Consider the following 23669-nt stretch of genomic DNA (forward strand, 5'->3'; position numbering starts at 1 on the left):
AAGGGAGGGTAACGGTTGCAAGCTAAAACAACCAAGACAGCCGCCGCTCCTGCCGTCCATACCCGCCAGGTCGGCTGGTGGTCCCTTTTGAGAAGGGATCTGTATCTCAGCAGGCATTATTATGTGTTGATGGCACCGTTCATGCTGATTTTTTTCATGTTTACTGTCATCCCGGTCGGCATTTCACTGGGGCTCAGCTTTTTTCACTTCAACATGCTGGAGCTGCCGCGATTTGTCGGGTGGCAAAATTATTCCCGGCTTTTTCTGAATGACGACGTATTCCTGATTGCGCTCAAAAACACACTGCTTTTTGCCGTAATCACGGGTCCGCTCAGTTATATCGCCTGCTTTTTGTTTGCATGGATCATCAACGAGCTGTCTCCCAAAATTCGAGCGGTCATGACGTTGGTGTTCTATGCGCCCTCCATATCGGGAAATGTCTTCTTCATCTGGCTGATCATCTTCTCTGGTGACAGCTACGGGTATATGAACGGCTTCCTGATGCGCCTTGGTGTCATACTGGAGCCGATTCAATGGCTTGCAGACGAGAAGTACGTGCTCGCAATTGTCATAATTGTACAGTTGTGGCTCAGCCTCGGAACGAGCTTCCTGGCCTTTATTGCAGGATTGCAGACCATTGATCGTTCTCTGGTTGAAGCCGGCACCGTGGACGGGATTAAGAATCGCTGGCAGGAACTCTGGTACATCACCTTGCCTTCGATGAGACCGCAACTGATGTTTGGTGCGGTGATGCAGATTACGGCTTCATTCGCCGTGGCCGAGATATCGATTGCATTGGCCGGTTTCCCAAGTGTCAACTATGCAGCTCACACCGTCGTCACACATCTGATGGACTTCGGTACAATCCGATTTGAGATGGGCTACGCTTCAGCCATTGCAACCGTACTATTTGCGTTGATGCTTGGTACGAACGTTTTGACGCAAAAAATGCTCAGAAAGATAGGTGAATGACAATGACCAGCAAAGTACGTGCCATGTTTGGCATGCCAAAAAGGCTGAATCGGTCATTTACCGTCAGCTTGATGTTATTTGCACTGCTGGCTGTGTTTGGATCATTTATGGTGCTCCCGCTGATCTATGCTGTCAACAATGCATTCAAACCACTGGATGAGCTGTTTATTTTTCCACCGCGATTCTGGGTGAATAATCCGACAACAGAGAATTTTGCCGATCTGATCAACCTTATGGGCAATTCATGGGTGCCGTTATCCCGTTATATTGCTAACACCCTGCTCATTACAATCCTGGGGACAGCAGGGCACATCCTTCTTGCATCCGCGGCGGCTTATCCGCTGGCGAAATATCGTTTTCCAGGTTCGAAAGTGTTGTTCACGATTGTCATTCTGTCTCTGATGTTCTCACCGCATGTCACGGCGATTCCAAACTACATGGTTATGTCGTGGCTTGGATGGATTAACACACATGCTTCTATTATCGTGCCATCGCTTGCTTTCTCCCTGGGACTGTTCCTGATGAAACAGTTCATGGAGCAGATTCCCGATGCATTACTGGAAGCAGCCAAAATCGACGGCGCCAATGAATACCGCATATTTTGGAGCATTGTGATGCCGAATGTGAAGCCGGCATGGCTCACGCTCATGATCCTCCAGTTCCCTGCGTTATGGGGGACGGACGGCGGGAGTTTCATTTACAGTGAAAATCTCAAAACGCTGCATTATGCGCTCAGTCAGATTGTACAGGGAGGGATTGCTCGGGCGGGAGTTGGTGCGGCTGTGGCCTTGCTGCTGATGATTGTACCGATCACTCTGTTTATCATCTCCCAGAGCAGTGTCATGCAGACGATGGCCACTTCAGGCATGAAAGAGTAGAAAGGAGGCAGCGAGGTGCGGAGAAGCACATGGAATAAACGCAAATCGATCATCATGGGCATGATCTGCCTCCTGTTGTTCGTTCAAGAGGCATCGTATGTGAGTGCAGACGGTAAAACGGATGCGTATCATTACTCCTTCTGGGGTGACGCAGTTCCGGCACCAGCGGCATATGAGGCAACAACCATTATCACCGGCAAGAAGCTGAACACGATTCCTATGAAAGAGCCAAGCGACATGCATGTTACCGCCAATCAGCACGTCTTTGTGCTCGATTCGGGCAATGGCCGCATTATAGAGATGGATCGCAACCTCAAGCTGGTACGGACGATTGATTCATTTAAGCAAGAAGGCAAGGAAGATCATTTTAAAAATCCACAGGGATTGTACGTTAACGATAAAGGCCATCTGCTGGTCGCGGATTCGGATAATCATCGGGTCGTACATTTGGATGAAAAAGGGATGCTGGTCAAGATTGTCGCAGAGCCCAAATCGGACCTGTTAAAAGCGGATTTCCAATTCAAGCCTATGCGTGTTGTTATGGACAAGGGGGAACGCATCTACGTCATGGCCGAGGGCGTATTTGATGGATTCATGGAGTTCAGCGCCGACGGTACGTTCTCGTCGTTTATTGGGGCAAACAGAGTTCAGGTGGACCCGGTGGAGTATCTATGGAAACGCTTCGCCACACGTGAGCAGCGCAGTCAGATGGTTATGTTCACTCCGACGGAATTTACCAATCTGGATATGGATGAAGAAGGCTTCATCTACGCGACTAGCGGGGATCGCGGCAAAGATCCGGTCAAGAAACTGAATGCACAGGGGACAGATATCTTGCGCAGAGAAGGCTATCAGACCCCGCAAGGTGATATGGTGTATACCCAGGAAGCCGGGCCATCCCGTCTGATTGATGTGGACGTGGGAGACAGTGACATGTATTCCGTACTGGATTCCAGCAAGGGCCGAATCTTCACCTACAATGGAGACGGGTATCTGCTCCATATTTTTGGCGGCATCGGGAACCGCCTGGGCCAGTTTAATACACCTGTTGCCCTGGAACGTGCGGGAGACCGCATGTTAGTTCTGGATAAAGCGCTTGGCGAAATCACTGTCTTTCAAACTACCGAATATGGACGCACGCTCCATGATGCAGTTCGCAGTTATTACAACGGTGACGAGGAGCAATCCAGTGTACTGTTTGCTGAAGTTGCCGAGATGAACGCCAATCTGGAATATGCCTATGCCGGAATCGGCAAAGCACTGCTTCGTCAGAAGGAATACGGCGAATCTGCGAAATACTTTAAGCGCAGTATGGAACCTAAAGGTTATTCCAAAGCTTTTCTTTTGTATCGCAAAGAGCTGATGCGTGAGCATTTTTCATGGATGATGTCCGGTTTATTCCTGGCTGTCGCTGCGTTTGTTACCGTCATCATCGTTCGCAGGCAGAAAAGGAGGACAACGAATGCAGGCATCAAGTAAACAGTTATATCAGTACCCGCTGCATCTGATCTTCCATCCGTTTGATGGATACTGGGAATTAAAATATGAGCGCAACCAGAGAAACTCACTGTTGATTGCTTTCATGATTCTGGTACTGCTGGTCATCACCAAAATTTTACATGCCCAATACAGTGGTTTTCTGATTAATCTCAGTAATCCCAAATACCTGAACAGTCTGCTCGAAATGGTATATGTGATCGTGCCGGTCCTTTTCTGGTGTGTGGCCAACTGGTCGTTAACCACCTTGATGGATGGGGAAGGCAAGTTCTCTGAAATTTTTATGTCGACCTGTTTTGCACTGGTGCCCCTTTTTCTAGTCCATTTTCCGTGGATCTGGCTGAGTCTTGTGATCTCTGCACAAGAAACTGCCTTTTATTATTTCTCCAATGCACTCGCCGTCGCCTGGACGGTATACCTGTTATTTGTGGGAAATATGACGGTTCATCAGTATACACCAGCCAAAACGATACTTACAATGCTACTGACACTTGTAGCTATGGCCTTTATGGCATTTCTGTGCCTCTTGTTCTTTAGCCTTGTACAGCAGATTGTATCGTTTGTTGTAACCATCTATCAGGAATTAGTGCTTCGGGGCTAAGGGAGGAGGAGAATGTGATGAAATATACCGTAGCCAAAAAAATAACAGGAATGCTGCTCGCGGGCAGTCTGCTGCTCAGCGGATGTCAGTTCTCGCCAGCACCGCTGACCAACCAGGCGGTATCTGCCGCAGATCCAACGGACGTTCTCTCCCTGCCTCCCGGAGAAAAACTGAAATCTTCTTTCAGTGATACCCGACTTCCAGGCATGATTGGCATTGCACAGAATGATAAGCTTCAGCTGTTCATTCACGAAGAGACTGCCGAGATTGCAGTGATTCACACGCAGAGCGGGCAGATCTGGCGCAGCAATCCTGCAGATCGTGAACAGGATGGAATTGCCGCAGGGATAAACAAAGACTTGTTGTCTTCACAAACCAAGCTCAGCTTCTTCAACAGCCTGGGTCAGAGCAGCACGGTGAATTCCTTCACGGACAGTGCCGCACACAAGCAGATCAGCTTCGAGTCACTGCCAAACGGCGTACGGGTGAATTACCAGTTTGGCAGCACCGAGCGATCCATTGAAGATTTGCCGATGAAGATCAGCAAAGAGCGTTTTGAGCAAAAGCTGCTTGCTCAGCTTGATAAGGCTGGGCAGCGTGCCTTGAAGGTCGGATACGCAGAGGACAAAGAAGAAGGCACTTACGTCCGGATTGATAAGGCGATGCAGGGACTTCAGTTATCCCGAGCGTTGAAAGCTTTTGACACAGCCGGTTACACACCGGAGGACCTGGCTCAGGATCATGCCGAGTTCGGCATTGAACAGGAACGTAGCGGACCTCGGCTGTTCATGATCACGATGGAATATGAGCTGGATGGAGAAGATCTGCTGGTGCGTGTTCCTTCATCAGGCATTCATTTTCCAGAAGAATATCCGATCAATAACATATCCATACTGGACTATTTTGGTGCCGGAGGATCGAATGAAGAAGGTTCCATGCTGGTGCCGGACGGATCGGGGGCCCTTATCCATTTTAATAATGGGAAGTTGCAGTATCCTGCCTATCAACAAGATATTTACGGACCGGATATGACCATGAAACTGCGGGAGGCAAGTTCGAATGAAGCCAAAGCCCGATTGCCGGTGTTTGGACTCATTCGAAAAGAGGGGGCATTCCTGGGGATTGTTGAGGAAGGGGATGCCGTTGCCGTTGTGAATGCCGATATCAGCGGTAAGCTAAACAGTTATAACAACGTATATCCAAGCTTTTATGTCGTGAACAAAAGCGATGTGACACTTCAGGCAAGCGATATGGTTCGGACACTTCCGAAATTCCAGAAGAATCCGACGGTGTCCGACTTCGCCGTTCGATACGCTTTTGTAGGGGCGGATAAGGCCTCGTACTCCGGGCTCGCCTCTCTTTATCGGGACTATCTGATGCAGAATGGCGGACTTCCCGAGCCGAACGCGAGTAAGGATCAGAGTGACGTTCCGTTTTATCTGCAACTGTTCGGTGCCATGACAACAAAGCAGCATATGTTGGGCATACCGTACGATTCAACGGAGGCTCTGACGACATTTGATGAAGCCAAAAGCATTCTCACCACCTTGAAGGAGAAGAAGGTATCCAATATACAGGTTCGCTATGCCGGGTGGTTTAACGGCGGGCTTTATCATAGGATGCCCGATTCCATCAACGTGGACGGCGCCGTGGGTGGCAAAAAGGGATTGCGGGAATTCAGTGCATTCACCAAAGAAACAGGCATCGGCTTTTATCCCGATATTGCTCTGATGAATGTGTTATCCAAAAAAGGATTTAAACCTTCTAAAGAAGCTTCCCGAACCTTAACCCAGGAACCGGCGGTTATGTATCCGATGAACCAGGCCATACAGCGTCGTGACAGGGATCGTTCACCATCCTATGTGCTGTCGCCCAACTTGCTGGAGAACGTGACGGCAGAGATGCTGGATGAACTCAAGTCTCTTCAAAAGGATGAACTTTCGTTGAGTCTGAATGACCTGGCCGCTCAGCTGAACAGCGACATGAATCCGAAAAAGTTGATGGATCGAACGGAAGCACTGGGCTCTGTCAAGAAAGCACTCGAACAGATCGAACAGCAGGCAGGCCCCGTCGTTGCGGAAGGCGGAAACGCTTACGCACTGCCGTATGTAACCGGGTTGACAGATGCTCCAATGAACAGCAGCCGTTTCAAGCTGGAGGATGAAGAGATTCCATTCTATCAGCTCGTTGTACACGGCAGCATTAGTTATACAGGCATGCCATACAATCTCTCCACATATACGGACGCAAGACAGTATGTGTTGAAGCTGATTGAATATGGAGCCAGCCCTTACTTTGCCTGGTTCAATGCACCAAACCATGTTGTGAAGGAAACAGATTATGATCAACTTTACGCGGCGAATTACGCACAATGGATCGATCTGGCTGCTGACATCTACAACGAGGTCAACGATGTAAACCAGCCATTTACGGGACGTTCCATGATGTCCCATGAATCCATTGAAGAGGGCGTGTTCCGAACCATGTATGAAGGTGGCGGATTCGTAATCGTCAATTATAACGACTTCCCTGTAGATGTTGACAACGTTACAGTGGAAGCCCAAAGTTACGTGACTGGTGGTGAGCAGCTCTGAAGACGCTCCTGAAATGGAAATGGGGAAGTCGTACGTATGCTCAGCAGAAAGCCATGTGGGGCGTAATTTACGTGCTCCCCTGGCTCATTGGTTTTGTGTTATTTTTCTTCATTCCGCTGCTAGCCTCTCTGCGATACAGCATGAGTACAATTCAGGCCAACGCGGAAGGCATTGCGATTCAGTTCACCGGTGTCGCTAATTACATTCAGGCGCTAACCGTCAATACCAGCTTCAACCGTGCGTTAATCGAGGCAATCACAGACGTACTCATCAACGTACCACTTATCGTTATATTCAGTCTGTTCCTTGCTGTCATCCTGAATCAGAAGTTCAGGGGCCGGGCTGTTGCGCGGTCGATCTTTTTCCTGCCCGTTATTCTGGCATCGGGAGTGATTATGACATTGGAGAGCACGAGTCTGATTGAAGCGGTGAACCAGAGCAGTACAGGCGGCAGTTCACTCGGGACATTTGAACTCGAAAATCTGATGGTTAATGCCGGAGTGAGCGACTGGATCGTCACGTACCTGAGCAGCGCCGTAGATCGGATCTATCAGATCGTCAGTCAATCGGGTGTACAGATTTTGATCTTTTTGGCAGGCATCCAGACAATCTCCCCTCAGCTGTATGAGGCTTCGAAGATGGAAGGAGCTACGGGTTATGAAGCATTCTGGAAAATTACATTTCCGATGGTCAGCCCGCTGATTTTTGTCAATGCGATCTATACAATTATCGATTCGTTTGCCAATAATGCCATGACAGAACTGATCCGGGATACTGGCTTCGTCAAGTTCGACTTTGGTTTAAGCTCCGCCATGGCATGGGTCTACTTCCTGGCGATTGCCATCATTCTCGTTATCGTATCCATCATCTTCTCGAAGCGTGTCTTCTATCAAGATTAGAAAGGAGGGTGCTCTACGTGACAACTTCACGATTATTATCGCTGGAGCATTGGAAAGGCTGGCTGTGGGCCATGATCCGGTTTGTCCTGATTACCGGGCTTTCCTTCGTTATCCTGTTTCCCATATTCCAGAAGGTATCAACGTCCATCAAGGATAAAGGCGATCTGTATTCCGCAGTGGTAGTGTGGATCCCGCAGAACTTCTCCATCGACAATTTCAAGCAGGCTATACGCGTCATGGATTATTGGGCTACGCTGTTTAATACATTTGCACTATCTGCAACAACCACACTGCTGACTACAGCATCCTGTGCGCTTGCAGGATACGGATTCGCCAGACTGAAGTTTAAGGGAAGCAACTGGCTGTTTGCCGGGGTTATCCTGACCATTCTTGTTCCACCGACGACCATTCTGATTCCGGTATACTTGAATCTGAAGAGCTTTGATCTGATGGGACTTATGACACTTATCACAGGAAAACCGGTTAATCTGCTGAACACCTATTGGCCGTTCATTCTGACGGCGATTACAGCAAATTCGCTCAAGGCTGGCTTGTATATCTTTATTTTCCGGCAATTCTTCAGAGGTATTCCAAAGGAAGTGGAGGAGGCGGCCTATGTGGACGGTGCGGGCATCGGGCGAACATTCTCAACCATTATGTTGCCCAATGCGATTCCGTCCATGGTAACGGTCATGTTGTTTTCGTTCGTATGGCAGTGGAATGACAGCTTCTATACGACAACTTATCTGACTTCGAGTAAAGTCATGTCGACCCAATTGTCATCTCTTCCTTATAATCTGGCTCAGCAGGTCAGCGACGGCGCTGCCTCCCAAGCTGATCCATTCTATCTGAGCATGATCCAGGATACAGGAATTCTTCTTGCGATTCTGCCTTTGATCGTCATCTATCTGTTTGTACAGCGATATTTCGTAGAGAGTGTAGAGCGTACAGGAATCGTCGGTTAAGTTAAATTCACCTGTACCTTTGGCGCGGCGATCAGCCTGGATAAGGAAGGAGGGATTCCATGGAACATTCCACTTGTAAAAAGGGGGCTTGCAGCGATCTTTTGCAAAACTGTTCGCTTCAGTACCGCAACCCTTTGCTCCTCAGAATTCCATTTCTGGTATGGAATGGGTTGCGGGAGCGGGCTCCGACCTGAGCGATATGCTGGTTTAGGGATGCTATGACAGAGCTTGCTTCGTAGTATAGTAAGGCATTACATCAGAAGAGGAGGAGTTATAGTGAAGAAGATTTTGACATCTTGTAAACTTTTAATCATTCTTGCTTTGTTGATCACCATTGTCCCATGGGGAGGCAACCGAGCCGAGGCATGGGTGGGCATGCCGATGGGTAAGCTTCACGTTAACGGCAAAAACCTGGTGAACAGCAACAACCAGCCTGTGCTTCTGAACGGTTGGCATCAACCTTCAGGCGCCTACTGGACATATCAGGATAGCAATTATTACCTCAATCTGCACGGAAATAACCGTCATGCAGCAACTCTGGCTTATCTGAAGGACATTACCGATACATTTGCGGATACTAGCCCGAAATACGGAAGCAATCATGGCTGGAATATGAATCAGGTACGTCTGTTTATCGACCGTCAGGATATGGGAGATGTGGCTGCGGGTACATATAACTTTGCCGGTGTGCAGACCGTTACTCAAAATGTCATTATTCCATATATTCAATATGCCAAGAGCAAAGGCGTATATGTGGTCCTGGGACTCGACTTCACATTGAAGGATGATCAGGCAACAACACCTGCCAACCTGCAAAAATTCAACGAAATCTGGGGTTATCTCGCTTCACGCCCGGAGATCAAAAGTGCAGACAACGTTCACTTCGAACTGATCAACGAACCGGTGAAATCCTATGCCAATGGACATTGGGGTGGATACAACGGGGAAAATGACTTTGTGGATCACTGGAATGACCTGCGTAATTTCCAAAATTCCATGATTTCAACAATTCGCAGCAAAGGTGCAGACAATGTCATCTGGGCGGCAGGTCTGGGATACAACCAATTTTACAGCTTGACGGCAAGTCATCCATTAACTGACCCGCTCAACAACTATGGATATGCGGTTCACTGGTACCCTGGTTATGGCGCATATGACAATTTCTCCATCCTGCAAGACCAGTGGAATACCAACGTGAAGGCAGCCGCTGACAAATATCCAATTAACATTACCGAGGTAACCTGGTTCAAAAACAAACCTGGCGATTCGGCCTATTGGAACCTGTTTAATGGCAGCAATGAAGGTTTCGGTACCAATACCAAAACAATCTTCAACGCCGCAGGCAATGTCAGCATTGCAGCTCATATGAACGGATTCATTCTAAGTGAAGGACCACGAAGCTCCTTTGCCGACCCAACGGCTGGACTGAAATGGGATGGAGATGCTTCACGGAGTGCCATGGGACGATTCCTGTTTAACTGGTACCATGAACGTGCTCAGACTTACCCGGGCAGTGGAACAGGTGGACCAACAACAGGTCTTGTATCCGGTGCAACCTATAAAATTGTAGCCCGGCATTCCAACAAGGTTATTGATGTCCCTGGTGGTCTAAACGAAAACAATCTTCAGCTCCAGCAATGGAGTGATCTGGGCGGCAACCCTCAGAAGTGGGTTCTGACCTCGATCGGCAACGGTAACTATACACTGACAAGTGTGAACTCACCGGACAAAGTCATCGACATTCGCAACGGTACCAACACCAATGGGGAAGTGGTTCAACTCATGAGCAATCTGAACACAACCGCTCAGCATTTTAAGGTCAACGATCTTGGTAATGGGTACTGGAGTATCATTAACGTGAACAGTAACAAAGCGATTGAAGTGGCAAACGCTTCCACTTCGGATGGAGCCAAGCTGCAGCAGAACACTTACACGGGTGCTACAAACCAACAATGGAAATTTGTTGCCGTTAGCAATTAAAAACCAAAACGTTAAAAAGAACCTTCCCAAGCCATTACTTGTCTTGGGGAGGTTTTTTTTGCGTTCATTTTTAAGCACCAAACACCAGAGAGACATTTATTTTCATGCAAGCATTGTACGCTGTAGTACGAAAATGTACCATAAGAAAGAAGTTGTACCTTCACTAAGAAGAAATGCCCGGTGTATCATGGAACAGCTACCTAATCACAGAGAAATGTAAGCGCTTGATAAAAAAAGGGGGGTACATATGCAGCTCCTATGGTCCAAATTTTCACCCGTGTTCCGCCGTTTCCTCATTTCCTATCTTGTCATTCTGATGATTCCTCAAATTGCGGGATATGCCTCTTATCGAGCTTCCATTGAAGCGGCCCGCTCCAGCTCCATTGAGAACAGCTACAAGTCGCTGAGTCTCGGCAAAGAGATTATTGAGCGAAATCTTTTTCAAGTCGAAGCCTTTACTAGACAGCTTGCCGTCAATCCGGATTTGCAAAATTTAATTGCTGGCCCGAAGCCGCATGATCTCTACAATGTCTACGGCATGAACCGCATGCAGCGCAGCCTCTCCATGTACAGCAGCACCAATGAATACTTGTCCCATTTCTTCATTCACATTCCAAACTACAATGCCATTATCACACCAAGAACCGTATATTATCGTCCAGAACATTATTATGCTGCCAATCAGCTGGAAGGCATGTCGTTTGAACAGTGGTATGACCAAATTCTGAAACAGCCGCACTTTAACGAGATCATACCGCTTCGAAACTATAAACGTGAAATCGTCGGTACCGTGCTTGCAGACGTTCCGGCCATCACATTTCTGCAATCTCTTCCTCTGAACAGCTTCAACAAACCGCAAGCGACAATTGGTGTCATGATTGATCAGGATAAGATGGCGAGCCTCACTCAAAATATTGTGGATCAATATGGTGGTTGGACTCTCGTCACCGATGCAGAAGGACAGATCATTTTCTCGCTAGGCATTGATCAGGCCGAGGCCAAGCAAGTGGCACAAAGTCACCGGATCGAAGGTAATGCTGCCGAAACGGAGCAGAATGTGCAGAACGTGCAGAGCGTTCAGCCTGGAAGCGATGATCGACTGCTGATATCGATTCAATCCAGTCAAAATGGATGGAATTACATGGCAGGCATTCCCGAGAAAGCACTCATGACCAAAGCGGACCAGATTAAACAAGTCACACTGGCCTTTACTTTGGCAACGATTGCCCTGGGATTGTTGTTCGGGCTGGTTCTGGCTTATCGGAATAGTGCCCCCGTTTACAAACTGTTGGCCACTTTCCGGGAACACATCACCGATTTTCCCGGCAAACGGGGCAATGAATATGATTTTTTGGCAAGCCATATTAACAATCTGATTGCAAATAATGACTCACTTACAAATACGATGAATGAGCAGATTCCATTATTGAGAGACGGTTTTATCAAACGTTTGTTAACCGGGGAATTCTATACCTCCACTGAGCTTGAGGTCATCTCATCACAGGCACATATTTCACTTCATAGCAGCAAGGGCTTAGCAGGTTTGGTGAGAGTAAACGGCTATGCCAATCCGGACAGTGAAGAGACGATTCATGAACTGGGCGTCGCAAGGCTTCTCGTCAAGCAGGTACTTACAGAGTGGAATGCTCAGGTGCTGATTACGGATTGGGGAACGGATCAGATTGCTTTTGCCTGCCCATTGGATGAAAATCCACTAAATGAAGCGATGCGAAGATGTGAACAAGAACTGAACACTTTAATGGAAGTGATCTACAGGGAACATCGGATATCCACAACGATCGGTACTGGGGCAGCGTATGAGGTCTGGAATGATGCAGGTCGCTCCTTTGACGAAGCCAAACAAGCCCTGGATTATGGCATTCATATGGGGACAGATCATCTGGTGAGATTTGAAGATACGATGAAGGAAAATGAAATGTTCTATTATCCGATTGAGTCTGAACAGCGGCTGCTGAACACCATCAAAGCCGGGGAGCCTGAAGAGGCGATACGTATTCTGGAGCAATTATTTCTTCGCAATTTGGAGGAGCGGGAACTGTCTTACGAGATGACGCAGCAGTTCATCATGGAGCTGAAGGGAACGTTTCTGAAACTGGACGAACCAAAATTCAAACTGGATGCCTGCCTGCTGGAGGAATATAAAAACCGGGTGACTTCCATTCAGATGACCGAAACGATCGCTACGCTGCGCGAAAAGTTTAAGCAGCTGACAGAAGACATCTGCGGTGATTTCCAGACTAGAAGAGCAGGTGCACATGCGGATACGGTGGTCGAAATGATTGAATTTATTCAACAAAGTTATGGAGATGCAAACTTGACCATCTATCGAATTGCCGAGTACATGAGCAAATCGGAGAAGTATATATCTCAATTGTTCAAAGAACATACGGGAGAGAATCTTTCTGATTATGTAGAACATGTGCGCATTGAAGCTGCTTCCAACCTGTTGCAGTCCACCGGTCGCACCATTGACGAGATAGCCGAGGCCACCGGGTATAACAGTGCGCATTCATTCCGTCGAGCGTTCAAGCGGGTACGCGGCATATCGCCGAGCGTGTTTCGGAAAATGGACGGTCATAACGGTTAATGTAGGCTGTTTACAGGGATTTATATTCGTATTATGTACGTTACCGGTGTAACTGTACCTTTACGCATCCCCAGAGAAAATCTTATGATTACCCCGAAAGTAAGCGCTACCAAATTGTACTGAAGCTCAGTATGAATGAGAGCCTTGAATGGGGGGATGATTCTGAGAACAACAATGACCAGTGAATCGAAGTCCGTAGAAAAGACAAGTAAATCGTCTGCCTTGCAGCGAGCATTATCCAGAAGCTGGAGGCGACATTGGCAGCTGTATCTGCTGATCCTGCCACCGATTGCTTACTTTATTATTTTCAAGTATGTACCGATGGTGAATGCGGTTCTGGCGTTTAAAGATTACAACGTCATCAAGGGAATCTGGGGCAGTCCGTGGGCTGGAACCAAGTATTTTGAATTACTTTTTCAAAATCCGGCATTTATCACACTCATCAAGAACACGCTTTACATTTCGTTTTACAGCCTGATTGTCGGTTTCCCGATTCCAATATTACTGGCACTCGCGCTGAATGAAATCAAAAACATACGATTCAAAAAAATCGTGCAAATGGTGACGTATGCTCCATATTTCATCTCTACCGTTGTTATGGTTTCCATCATTATGCTCTTTCTGTCTCCACGGCTGGGTATTGTCAATACAATCGCAGGTGCTCTTGGTTTTGAAGCGGTGAATTTTCTCGGAGAGCCCGGACTGTTTCGATCCATCTACGTATTCTCCGATGTGTGGCAGGGAATGGGATACTCCGCTGTCATATATCTGGCCGCTCTCGCGGGTGTTGATCCATCCCTGTATGAAGCGGCCAAAGTGGACGGAGCCAACCGAATGCAGAAAATCATTAATGTTGATCTGCCCGGACTGCTTCCGGCAGCCGTCATCATTCTGATTCTGAGTGTAGGCAACATCATGGCTGTCGGATTCGAAAAAATATATTTGCTGCAAAATCCGCTCAACCTGTCTGCCTCGGAAATCATCTCCACGTATGTCTATAAAATAGGATTGCTGAATGCCAATTACAGCTTCGCTACTGCGGTTGGCTTGTTCAACTCGGTGATTAACCTGGTTCTGCTATTAATCGTAAACGCGGTCGCCAAGCGACTGTCCAATACAAGCTTATGGTAACGGGAGCGAAAGGAGGAGAACTAATTCATGTCTAACACACAGACAGATACCGGTCGTTCCCGGATCAGGAGCAGCAGTACGATCCGTGAATCTTGGGGAGATCGCGTATTTATAACGGTTGTTTACTTCATGCTGACGGTGGTGCTGATTGCCGTGTTGTATCCTTTGATATACATTGTGAGTTCTTCGCTCAGCAGCCCTGCTGCCGTCTCCTCAGGAAAAGTCTGGTTGTGGCCCATTGACCTGACATTCGACGGTTACAAGTCTGTATTACGCAATGATCAAGTCCTTACGGGGTATGCCAATTCCCTTTTCTACACAGCCTGCGGCACTTTGATCAGCGTGGCTCTGACTATAATGATTGCGTACCCGTTATCCAAAAAGACGTTTGTTGGTCGCAGCTCATTAATGATGTTTATCACCTTCACCATGCTATTCTCGGGCGGCTTGATCCCTACCTACCTGGTGGTCAAAACCATGGGGCTGATTGATACGCGCTGGGCGCTGCTGATTCCCAATGCTATCTGGGTCTGGCAAGTCATCATTGCACGTACATTTTTCCAAAATTCAATACCGGAAGAGCTGTCCGAAGCAGCAGACATCGATGGATGCAGTGACATCCGTTTTATCTTCAGCGTCATTCTGCCGCTCGCCAAACCAATCATTGCCGTGTTGTCGCTCATGTATGCAGTTGGTCAATGGAATGCATACTTTGACGCTCTCATTTATTTGAAATCACAATCGCTCTACCCGCTACAGCTGATATTGCGCAGCATTCTTATTCTGAACAGCAGTACGGGGAACATGGACGCATCGGAAATGATCAAACAGCAGCAGATGGCTGAACTCATGAAGTACTCGTTAATTGTCATGGCCAGCCTGCCGGTCCTGATCATCTATCCTTTTGTTCAACGGTATTTCGTGCAAGGCATGTTGATTGGCTCAGTCAAAGGATAGGTCCATTTTTTCTATTATTCATGAGGGAGAGGATTGTATTGAAAAAAGCGGGTTTCATCATTCTTGCCTGTATGCTGTTTACCTCGTTGGTACTTGCCGGATGTTCAAGTTCTGAAAAGGGGAACGGAGAAGGCGGCGATTCGTCAGGCAAGACAGCCATTAATGTGTTTGCACACCAAGGCTCGGACACCAATCTGTCCACCAATAAATTCACGAAGAAAATGGAAGAGAAGTTTGATATCCAATTCAACTGGACCACGGTTCCATTCGATGGTGCAGCGGAGAAAAGACAGATTTCACTGGCTTCCGGCGATTATCCGGACTTGTATCTGCTTATCCCGTGGGTAGATCGGTTCTCCCAGACAGACTTGTTGAAGTTTGGTCAGCAGGGGGTTATATTACCGCTGAATGATCTGATTGAGAAACATGCCCCGAATATTAAAAAAGTGCTTGAAAGCAATGACTATTATCGGGCCATGAATACCGCTCCAGATGGAAATATCTACGGTCTGACGGGTTTGAATGAATGTTTTCACTGTTCATACCCGAACAAGATGTGGGTCAACACCAAATGGATGGAACAATTAGGTTTGACCGAGCCTGCAACGACAGAAGAGTTTAAGGAAATGCTTCGGGCATTTAAAACCAAAGATCCAAACGGAAATGGTAAGGCAGATGAAGTGCCGCTAAGTGGTTCTACCGAGAATTTTGGGGTGCACATTATTCCTTATTTAATGAACGGTTTTATCTATGACGACGATCGGAATTATCTCATAGTCAACCAAGGGAAAGTGGAGACCGTAGCGAATAAGCCTGAGTGGAAAGAAGGACTTGCGTATATCAAATCCCTGTATGATGAAGGGTTGATCGATCCGGGGGCCTTTACGCAGAACGTGGGTGCTTTCAAAAAGATCGGTGATAACGCCGATGCACAGCTTCTCGGTGCAGGAGCAGCGATGCATCCATCGTTATTTGTAACCACTGCCGAAGGTTCACCTTACGGAAATGATTACAATCCCATCCCTCCACTGAAGGGACCAAATGCCGCCTATGCTACGTATAACTATCCAATCGATCCCGGAGCGTCCTTTGTACTGACGAACAAGGCCAGCGAGGAAACGCAGATTGCAGCCATAAAGCTGCTGGATTATTTCTACACCCAAGAAGGGACCATGGCATCTTATCTGGGAGAAGAGGGCACAAGCTGGCGTAAACCACAGGAAGGCGAAGTGGCGCTCAATGATCAGATAGAGCCGCTCTACAAGGCCATTCCGCTTCCTTCCGGTGAAGAACCTCGTAATGACAGCTGGGCAGCATTGAGTCAATACAATCATCACCGTGCCTATCGTGACGCCGAAGTACAAGGCAAGGACATCTATGCCAATGACGGTTATGAACGGCGACTGTATGAGGCTACTTTATTAATGGAAGGCAAAGAGCCAACGGACGTTTTCCCTCACTGGGCACTCTGGGTTGACCCGTCTCTGGCGGATGAAACGAGCATGATGCAGACTAATCTCAAAGACTATATTGATCAAAATGCGCTGCAATTCATCACGGGAGCGAAAAGTCTGGATAAGGATTGGGAAGATTATGTGAAAGGACTGGAGGGACTGAACATCAATCGTTATCTGGAGATCATGCAGTCTTCCTATGATGCTTCTTCGGTTTCCAAATAATTAAGAGAAAAGATATTGTTGCCTGTTTTGGCACATGCAAACGTTCCCGGTCCGCAGTAAGCATATGCGAGCCAGGAACGTTTTTTGGTGATAAGCCGTATAAGAGGATCTTAATATCATGGCATCAGCTCGGTACAATGCAATACTCAATTTTATCCGTAAATTCTTTGCAGCTAACGGCTCGGGCAATTCCGCTTAGTACATGCGATATCTTCCACTTAGAGCCAGCATGCTGAAAAAATACAGGCAATTGTCGTAATAACGTCGTTCTCCCTGACGCAGAGGCGTGTTCCAAAACTTGCGAACAAATGAGTCCGCATGTGGACCGTCAGCAGCCAGTGAAGCCATGGCATTGGTAGCCAGCAAACCTACAGGATGCAGTGAAGGTTCGTCAAAAGGTTCACCCTCAATGGTATAACGACGATAATCAGAAATTTCAATATCACTGAAGAAGGACTGAATTCGATTGGATTGTTCGATCTGCCATTGATCCTTGCGGAACCATTCCCAGTCCAGCGCAATATTTGCAGCAGTACGATATGCATCACTGTAAAAATGCCTGAAATCCCCATGTGGCTGTATTGGAGCCGGAGAGCCGTCATAGTTCGCATATTCAGGTGAAAGTCCGGTTACAGGATGGCAGGCTGTATGCAGGTATGCCCGACTAGCGTCAGCCGCTTCTTTCCAAAAAGCCTGATCTTCTTCATCCGCATATTTCGCGAATAGTTCATAGAAATGAGGCAGATGATAGGACGGGTCGCTAAACGGTGTTTCTGGAATGAATTTGATCAGTTTCGTTTCCGGGTCCCACATTGGGTCACCTTCGCCGTCTTCACCCTGATGTATACAGGCACGAAGGATCTTGCGGGCTTGTGCCTTGTAATCATAAGGTTCAGCGCCATCGCCCCAGCGGTTGGAGGCGAAAAAAAGCGCCATGGCAAAAAACTCCTCACCATCAGGAGCAGGTCCTTGCGAGAGTCGGGTCCCGTCAGGCTTGCAATGCCAAGCGAAGTAATCTTTGTATCGACCCTCGGTATGCTGCATAAACGTGTGGGAGAAATTCCAGATTCGATCAAATTCTTCCTTCTTGTCCATCTGAACAGCCATCATCATGCCATAGGACATGCCCTCAGAGCGAACATCGAGATTACCAGTATCCAGCAAATATCCCTTGTCCTCACCCATGGGGTAATATATTCGAGTATTTTCATCGCCATAAAACAGCTCGTTCCATGTTTCTTCCAATCTGCTCATAATCTCATTTTCATCGTAGCCTAGCTTCAGAAACAGATTCGTATAAGTCCCCGTATCTAACGCACCTTGACCCGTGATATTCATGAGTTTCCTCCTTTACCAATGCGGTTTTTCAAAATTATAACATGGAAATAGTATACAAATTAAAGCGTTTACATGAAAAATTATAGGTGTTCTGATCTGCATGTTATTGTACTCAACTTAAAATGATATAGTGGTTGAAATCCTATACTTTGCCAGGTTGTTGTAAAATTATGTAAGCGATACACTTTGGGAGAAGGGTCACACCTGATCTAATCATAATACAAGCTGTGATCCTTTAAATGTGGTTTGAGGATGATCAGAATCTAGCCGAAAGGATGTGATGGTGATTTATGCTCCAGGATTCAGAAGATGCAGGTGAAAACACGGAATTCACTGCACCGCGCGATCCAGTTGGAGTGACAGCGTCGTCAGTCAAGCCCGCAATTGACTTTGAATCACATGGATATCGCGACATGATTGGCCGGTCTCTTCTGAACAAAGGGAATAATGTCAGATTAAAACGAGCCATTGAGAAGGCAAAAAACGGTGAACCTGTCGTTATAGCTTATATTGGAGGCTCTATTACCCAAGGTGCTGGTGCAATACCTATTCATCTCCAAAGTTACGCTTATCGTTCGTATGAGTCGTTCAAGTTTATGTTTGCGCTTTCAAAAGAGAGTCCGATTCATCTGATTAAAGCAGGTGTAGGTGGAACTCCTTCGGAATTGGGGATTGTACGTTATGATCGTGATGTGTTAAGGGGAGGTGCTGTTCAGCCGGATATTGTCATAATCGAATTCGCAGTTAATGATGCAGATGATGAAACCCAAGGTAAATGTTACGAGAGTCTGGTGCTCAAAGCACTTGCTGCCGATAACAAGCCAGCGGTCATCTTGTTATTCAGTGTATTCGAAAATGACTGGAATCTGCAGGATCGTCTTGCTCCGGTAGGCTGGCATTATGATCTGCCAATGGTAAGTGTGAAAGATGCTGTCGTAGATCAGTTCAACAAGACAAAAGATGAGGGCAACATTATTTCCAAAAAGCAATTTTTCCATGATATATATCATCCGACTAACACGGGGCACCGGATTATGGCCGATTGTTTGGAATATTTGTTCGACGTGACGAATCTTTCGGAATGGGATGAGCAAGATCATGATATTGAAAAAGCTCCGCTAATTGGAAATGAATTTGTTAATGTGAAGCTGTTGGATCGGACAAACGGCAGTAACATTGCCCGAATCGATGCAGGCTCTTTTTGCAAAACGGATACGGATCTGCAGATGGCTGAGATGGATGCTCATGACTATGGTACACCCCAGTTCCCCAACAACTGGATGCATTCAGGAGAGGGAAAAGAGTCGCAGAGCAGCTTTAAGATAAGTTTGCAGTGCAAACGCCTCATTCTGATCTTCAAGGATTCTGGTAACGACGAATTCGGAACTGCACATATCAGGGTAGATGGGGTAATTGTCCAAAAAGTCGATCCGCGTAAGATCAACTGGACCCATTGCCATGCCACACTTCTGCTTAATGAAGAGCATGTTAAGGAGCACTCCATCGAGATCGAAATGACGGAAGGTCATGAACATAAATGCTTCACCATTCTGGGTTTTGGCTATGTGGATTAATTGAAGACTGATAGTCATTCATATGTTCGGAGGAAAAGAGAATGAAATTGATCTCATCAGCAGCAACGGGATATGACCAATATCGGGAGAATATACCACGTGGAGTCATGGAGACGGTAGAGTATCCTTCCAGGACGGTTGGCAATTCCCGTAAAGCGATGGTGTACACCCCACCAGAATTTTCTTCGACAACGATGTATCCTGTACTTTTTCTTTTGCATGGGATTGGTGGAGACGAAACCGAATGGCATACCCATGGTTCTCCGCAAATTATTCTTGATAATCTGTACAGCGATAACTTGCTTGAGCCGATGGTTATTGTTTTCCCCAATGGTCGCGCAATGACGAATGACCGGGCCGAAGGAGACTTGTTTGAACCTGAAAAAATCAAAGCATTTGAAAGATTTGAATCCGATCTGCTGAACGATTTGATCCCTTACATGGAGTCCAACTATCCTGTGCATACAAGCCGGGATAAAAGAGCGATTGCTGGTTTATCCATGGGTGGAGGTCAATCCTTAAATATCGGATTAAGCAATCTGGACCATTTTGCATGGATCGGTGCTTTCTCTGCAGCCCCAAACACCAGAAGTCCGGAGCTGCTTGTCCCCGATCTTTCGAAAGCGCCTTCATTACTCTCGCTGTTATGGATCTCTTGCGGTGAGCAGGACAATCTAATAGAGATTAGTTTTGAGGTTCACCGATATTTGGCACAACACGGAGTACCTCACATTTGGCATGAGGAAAGTGGAGGACATGATTGGCCTGTATGGAAGAACGATCTGTATCTGTTTTCGCAACGACTTTTCAAGTGAATATGCTGAAGATCATTCATATCGGATTGTAGTATCAACCAAATCTATTAAAATATCGGGAGGTATCATTCTATGTTCAAATTCGGTAAAAAATTAATGACTGTTGTTCTTGCAGCTTCCATGAGTTTTGGTGTCTTCGCAGCAACATCCAGTGCTGCAACAGATTATTGGCAGAATTGGACAGATGGTGGAGGAACGGTCAACGCCGTGAATGGATCGGGCGGAAATTACAGTGTGAATTGGCAAAATACTGGGAACTTTGTTGTCGGGAAAGGGTGGACATATGGCACACCTAATCGGGTAGTCAATTACAATGCCGGTGTGTTCGCTCCTTCAGGTAACGGCTATCTCACCTTCTATGGTTGGACTAGAAACGCTTTAATTGAATATTACGTGGTGGATAGCTGGGGAACGTATCGTCCGACCGGAACGTATAAGGGCACGGTGACTAGTGATGGTGGCACATATGACATCTATACAACGATGAGATACAATGCTCCTTCCATTGATGGTACGCAGACTTTCCCTCAGTATTGGAGTGTTAGACAGTCCAAGAGACCGACTGGTGTCAATTCTACCATTACGTTCAGCAATCATGTGAATGCGTGGGCGAGCAAAGGGATGTACCTTGGAAATAGTTGGTCCTATCAGGTGATGGCTACAGAGGGTTATCAAAGCAGCGGAAGCGCAAACGTGACGGTTTGGTAAAAATGATGTAATGCAATTCAACGTCTGCACTTGCATTTGAATTCAATTTTCCGGAAGCGTTGAGGAACCGTTATTCAGCAGATTAACGGACCTCGACGTTGCCGGATTCAAGCTTAGCAAAGGAGAATAATTGAATGAGGAAGCTAGTATGGTTAACCTTAATTGCCATGGTTGTTAGTCTGAGTGCTTGTTCAGCCGGTAATTCTCAATTAAACGATGACTTGGTTTTCGTCGAAGGAGGGGCTTTCAAGAGCAGTAAGCCGAGTCAGATTAATAAAAATGAAACGCTGGACTCCTTTTATATTGGCAAATATGAAGTGACTCAAAAAGAGTGGATGGAAATTATGGGGGAAAACCCGTCTGGCTTCAAGGGAGATGACCTGCCCGTTGAAATGGTCAGCTGGTATGACGCAGTAGAATACTGTAATCAAAAAAGTATAAAAGAAAACCTGAAACCTTATTACAATATAGACAAGGACAACCTGGACACGAATAATCACAATGAAAACGACAATATCAAATGGAATGTAACGATCAACGAAGGCGCCAACGGTTACCGTTTACCTACAGAAGCAGAATGGGAATACGCTGCAAGCGGAGGCCAAAAGAGCTTAAATTACACATACAGTGGAAGTAATAATCCTGATGAAGTTGCTTGGTACTGGATAAATGCCGGCGACAAGATTCTGACAGGTGACTGGAGCTGGCCCGCTATTGAGAGCAATCGTAATCAAACCCAAAAAGTCGGAACTCAGAAGGCGAATGAGTTAGGAATCTATGATATGTCTGGGAATGTGAGAGAATGGTGCTGGGACTGGTATAGCGATCCAGAGAGTCCACAACAATCCTGGCGAGTGGTGAAAGGCGGAGGCTGGATTGGTGGTGTAAATAACAATGAAATAGCATTCCGAGGCAAATTTGATGCAAATGGTTTTGGGCCTGATCAAGGATTCCGTATTGTGCGTGGAGAATAAAATCTCTTGCCTGTTAGTGGATTACTTCTGAGTTCGACCTATAATTTGTCGGGTGAAAACCTATAGTTTATCAGGTTGTTGCGCAAAAATGTAAGCGTTACACTTGTATTGTCATTCCCGGCGCTTCGTTATAATCGGAGCGTTCTTATAATACGTCTGATAGATACAATTCTAAGTTATCGATTAATGACGATTAGACTGGTGAAAATGTTATTTCTTATACAATTGCATACATCTTCTGATCCTGAAATTCTCCAAGTTGTGCGAGCAGACAACAATCCTGCTGTTGTTCTGCTGTTTAGCGTTTTCGGAACAAATGAAATCTACCCATAGATATAGATAAAATACATGCAGCTGATCACGGACAAAAGAGAGGTGAGCTAATGTACAAGGTCATTGTCGCGGATGATGAGCCGTTTATGCTAGAAGGATGGAGAACGATGATCGACTGGCGAGCTTGTGGATATGAACTCTGTGGAACGGCAACGGATGGGGAGGAAGCACTTGCTTTATTCAACTCGGTTGAACCCGATCTTGTCGTCACTGATATTCAAATGCCTGTTATGGATGGTCTCGGTTTGATTCACACCTTGCGAGAAGATCTCGCTTATACCTCTAAAATCGTTATCGTTACAGGATACTCCGATTTTAATTATGCCAAGCAAGCCATACGGTATCAGGTCGATCAGTATGTGCTTAAACCTCTTGTTCCAGAGGAAATTCATCAAATCCTTATGGAAATGATTGAACCTCTGGACAAACGTAGAAATGAGCAAAAACAGCAGCATGGAATCATGGTTACAGATGAAGCCCATGAAAATCATCTTAATGAATATCGAACAAGCGAAGAATATGATTTAGAGCAAATGATGAACATCTCCAAAGATATCTTGGCGTCGATTGAAGCCGGAGACACTTTTTCCATTGATAATGCAGTGAGTGCATTACTAGAGAAGAGTGAGACAGCAGAAGTTTCATTGGAATGGATACATCATGTCATCCGATATATCCATGGGGAGTTGCTACGGAAATATGGAAAAAGAGAGGTTTGCAGAGAAATACTATGTGAAAAAGAATGGCATGAGGCTGCGAGTTGGACTTCTGGCACATTACAAGACCTGTGTGTTCGACTGTCCGAGCAACTTTCCCAGTCTGAATTGAAGCAAAAGTCGCGTACAGGAGGGCTTGTTGCAGAAGCAGTGAATGAATTGAAGCAACACTATCGAAGCAAAATTAAATTACAAGATGTAGCTAATCGTATTCACGTGAATTCTGCCTACCTGGGTCAACAGTTCAAGCGGGAGATGGGAGTCAGTTTCATTGACTATGTGCACCAGCTTCGAGTTGAGGAAGCCCGTAAACTTCTGCGACGCACCAATATGAAGATCACTGAAATTGCATTCAGTCTGGGATATCATGATGCTGAATATTTCACCCAAAAATTCAGAGCACATACAGGGGAGCTTCCATCCGTCTATAAAAACAAAAACCAAGGGTGA

Annotated in this window: 18 protein-coding genes; 17 read left to right on the forward strand and 1 reads right to left on the reverse strand. The window is 46.5% G+C overall.

Translation table 11 applies throughout. The annotated features are described in order from the left end of the window. The first annotated feature begins 15 nt into the window (after positions 1–15). From NKT06_RS14695 to NKT06_RS14750, 12 genes are all read left to right on the forward strand, one after another. A complete protein-coding gene (locus NKT06_RS14695) occupies positions 16–972 on the forward strand; it encodes a carbohydrate ABC transporter permease (RefSeq protein WP_253435636.1) in 957 nt (318 codons plus the stop codon). Then, positions 969–1850: a carbohydrate ABC transporter permease gene (locus NKT06_RS14700; protein ID WP_442029942.1), complete on the forward strand. Its 882-nt coding sequence runs from the start codon at positions 969–971 to the stop codon at positions 1848–1850. The genes NKT06_RS14695 and NKT06_RS14700 overlap by 4 nt, the downstream gene beginning before the upstream one ends. Before the next feature lie 15 nt (positions 1851–1865). Beyond that, on the forward strand, positions 1866–3329 hold the full coding sequence (locus NKT06_RS14705; protein WP_253435643.1) for a hypothetical protein: 1464 nt from the start codon (positions 1866–1868) through the stop codon (positions 3327–3329). Next, on the forward strand, positions 3313–3948 hold the full coding sequence (locus NKT06_RS14710) for a YIP1 family protein (RefSeq protein WP_253435645.1): 636 nt from the start codon (positions 3313–3315) through the stop codon (positions 3946–3948). The genes NKT06_RS14705 and NKT06_RS14710 overlap by 17 nt, the downstream gene beginning before the upstream one ends. Before the next feature lie 17 nt (positions 3949–3965). Then, positions 3966–6542: a DUF5696 domain-containing protein gene (locus tag NKT06_RS14715; RefSeq protein WP_253435648.1), complete on the forward strand. Its 2577-nt coding sequence runs from the start codon at positions 3966–3968 to the stop codon at positions 6540–6542. Positions 6543–6595: 53 nt separating this feature from the next. Further along, on the forward strand, positions 6596–7441 hold the full coding sequence (locus NKT06_RS14720) for a carbohydrate ABC transporter permease (RefSeq protein WP_253435651.1): 846 nt from the start codon (positions 6596–6598) through the stop codon (positions 7439–7441). A gap of 17 nt (positions 7442–7458) precedes the next feature. Then, positions 7459–8406 (forward strand): carbohydrate ABC transporter permease, encoded by a 948-nt coding sequence (locus NKT06_RS14725; RefSeq protein ID WP_253435654.1) that lies wholly within the window; start codon positions 7459–7461, stop codon positions 8404–8406. A 276-nt stretch (positions 8407–8682) separates the two neighbouring features. Continuing rightward, a complete protein-coding gene (locus NKT06_RS14730) occupies positions 8683–10386 on the forward strand; it encodes an RICIN domain-containing protein (protein WP_253435657.1) in 1704 nt (567 codons plus the stop codon). Positions 10387–10633: 247 nt separating this feature from the next. Continuing rightward, positions 10634–12994, forward strand: coding sequence for a helix-turn-helix domain-containing protein (locus NKT06_RS14735; protein ID WP_253435660.1), 2361 nt, complete (start codon positions 10634–10636; stop codon positions 12992–12994). Positions 12995–13150: 156 nt separating this feature from the next. Next, on the forward strand, positions 13151–14125 hold the full coding sequence (locus tag NKT06_RS14740; RefSeq protein WP_253435662.1) for an ABC transporter permease: 975 nt from the start codon (positions 13151–13153) through the stop codon (positions 14123–14125). A gap of 27 nt (positions 14126–14152) precedes the next feature. Next, on the forward strand, positions 14153–15082 hold the full coding sequence (locus tag NKT06_RS14745; protein ID WP_253435665.1) for a carbohydrate ABC transporter permease: 930 nt from the start codon (positions 14153–14155) through the stop codon (positions 15080–15082). A 20-nt stretch (positions 15083–15102) separates the two neighbouring features. Beyond that, entirely contained in the window at positions 15103–16761 is a 1659-nt protein-coding gene (locus tag NKT06_RS14750) for an ABC transporter substrate-binding protein (protein WP_483311574.1), read from the forward strand. Between the two features lie 195 nt (positions 16762–16956). Here NKT06_RS14750 and NKT06_RS14755 read toward each other — a convergent pair whose 3' ends face one another. After that, positions 16957–18099: a family 8 glycosyl hydrolase gene (locus NKT06_RS14755; RefSeq protein WP_253435674.1), complete on the reverse strand. Its 1143-nt coding sequence runs from the start codon at positions 18097–18099 to the stop codon at positions 16957–16959. A gap of 290 nt (positions 18100–18389) precedes the next feature. Here NKT06_RS14755 and NKT06_RS14760 point away from each other — a divergent pair, with 290 nt between their 5' ends. The 5 genes from NKT06_RS14760 to NKT06_RS14780 all read left to right on the forward strand — a co-directional run bounded on the left by NKT06_RS14760 (position 18390) and on the right by NKT06_RS14780 (position 23669). Further along, positions 18390–19673, forward strand: a complete 1284-nt coding sequence (locus tag NKT06_RS14760; RefSeq protein WP_367399860.1) for an SGNH/GDSL hydrolase family protein — start codon at positions 18390–18392, stop codon at positions 19671–19673. Positions 19674–19714: 41 nt separating this feature from the next. Beyond that, positions 19715–20488, forward strand: a complete 774-nt coding sequence (locus NKT06_RS14765) for an alpha/beta hydrolase (protein WP_253435677.1) — start codon at positions 19715–19717, stop codon at positions 20486–20488. A gap of 72 nt (positions 20489–20560) precedes the next feature. Continuing rightward, positions 20561–21196, forward strand: coding sequence for a glycoside hydrolase family 11 protein (locus NKT06_RS14770; RefSeq protein ID WP_124114710.1), 636 nt, complete (start codon positions 20561–20563; stop codon positions 21194–21196). A 134-nt stretch (positions 21197–21330) separates the two neighbouring features. Next, complete coding sequence (locus NKT06_RS14775; protein WP_253435680.1) at positions 21331–22170, forward strand: formylglycine-generating enzyme family protein; 840 nt, start codon at positions 21331–21333, stop codon at positions 22168–22170. 383 nt (positions 22171–22553) lie between these two features. Next, positions 22554–23669, forward strand: coding sequence for a response regulator transcription factor (locus tag NKT06_RS14780; protein WP_253435683.1), 1116 nt, complete (start codon positions 22554–22556; stop codon positions 23667–23669).

This window comes from Paenibacillus sp. 1781tsa1 (assembly GCF_024159265.1).
GTDB lineage: Bacteria > Bacillota > Bacilli > Paenibacillales > Paenibacillaceae > Paenibacillus.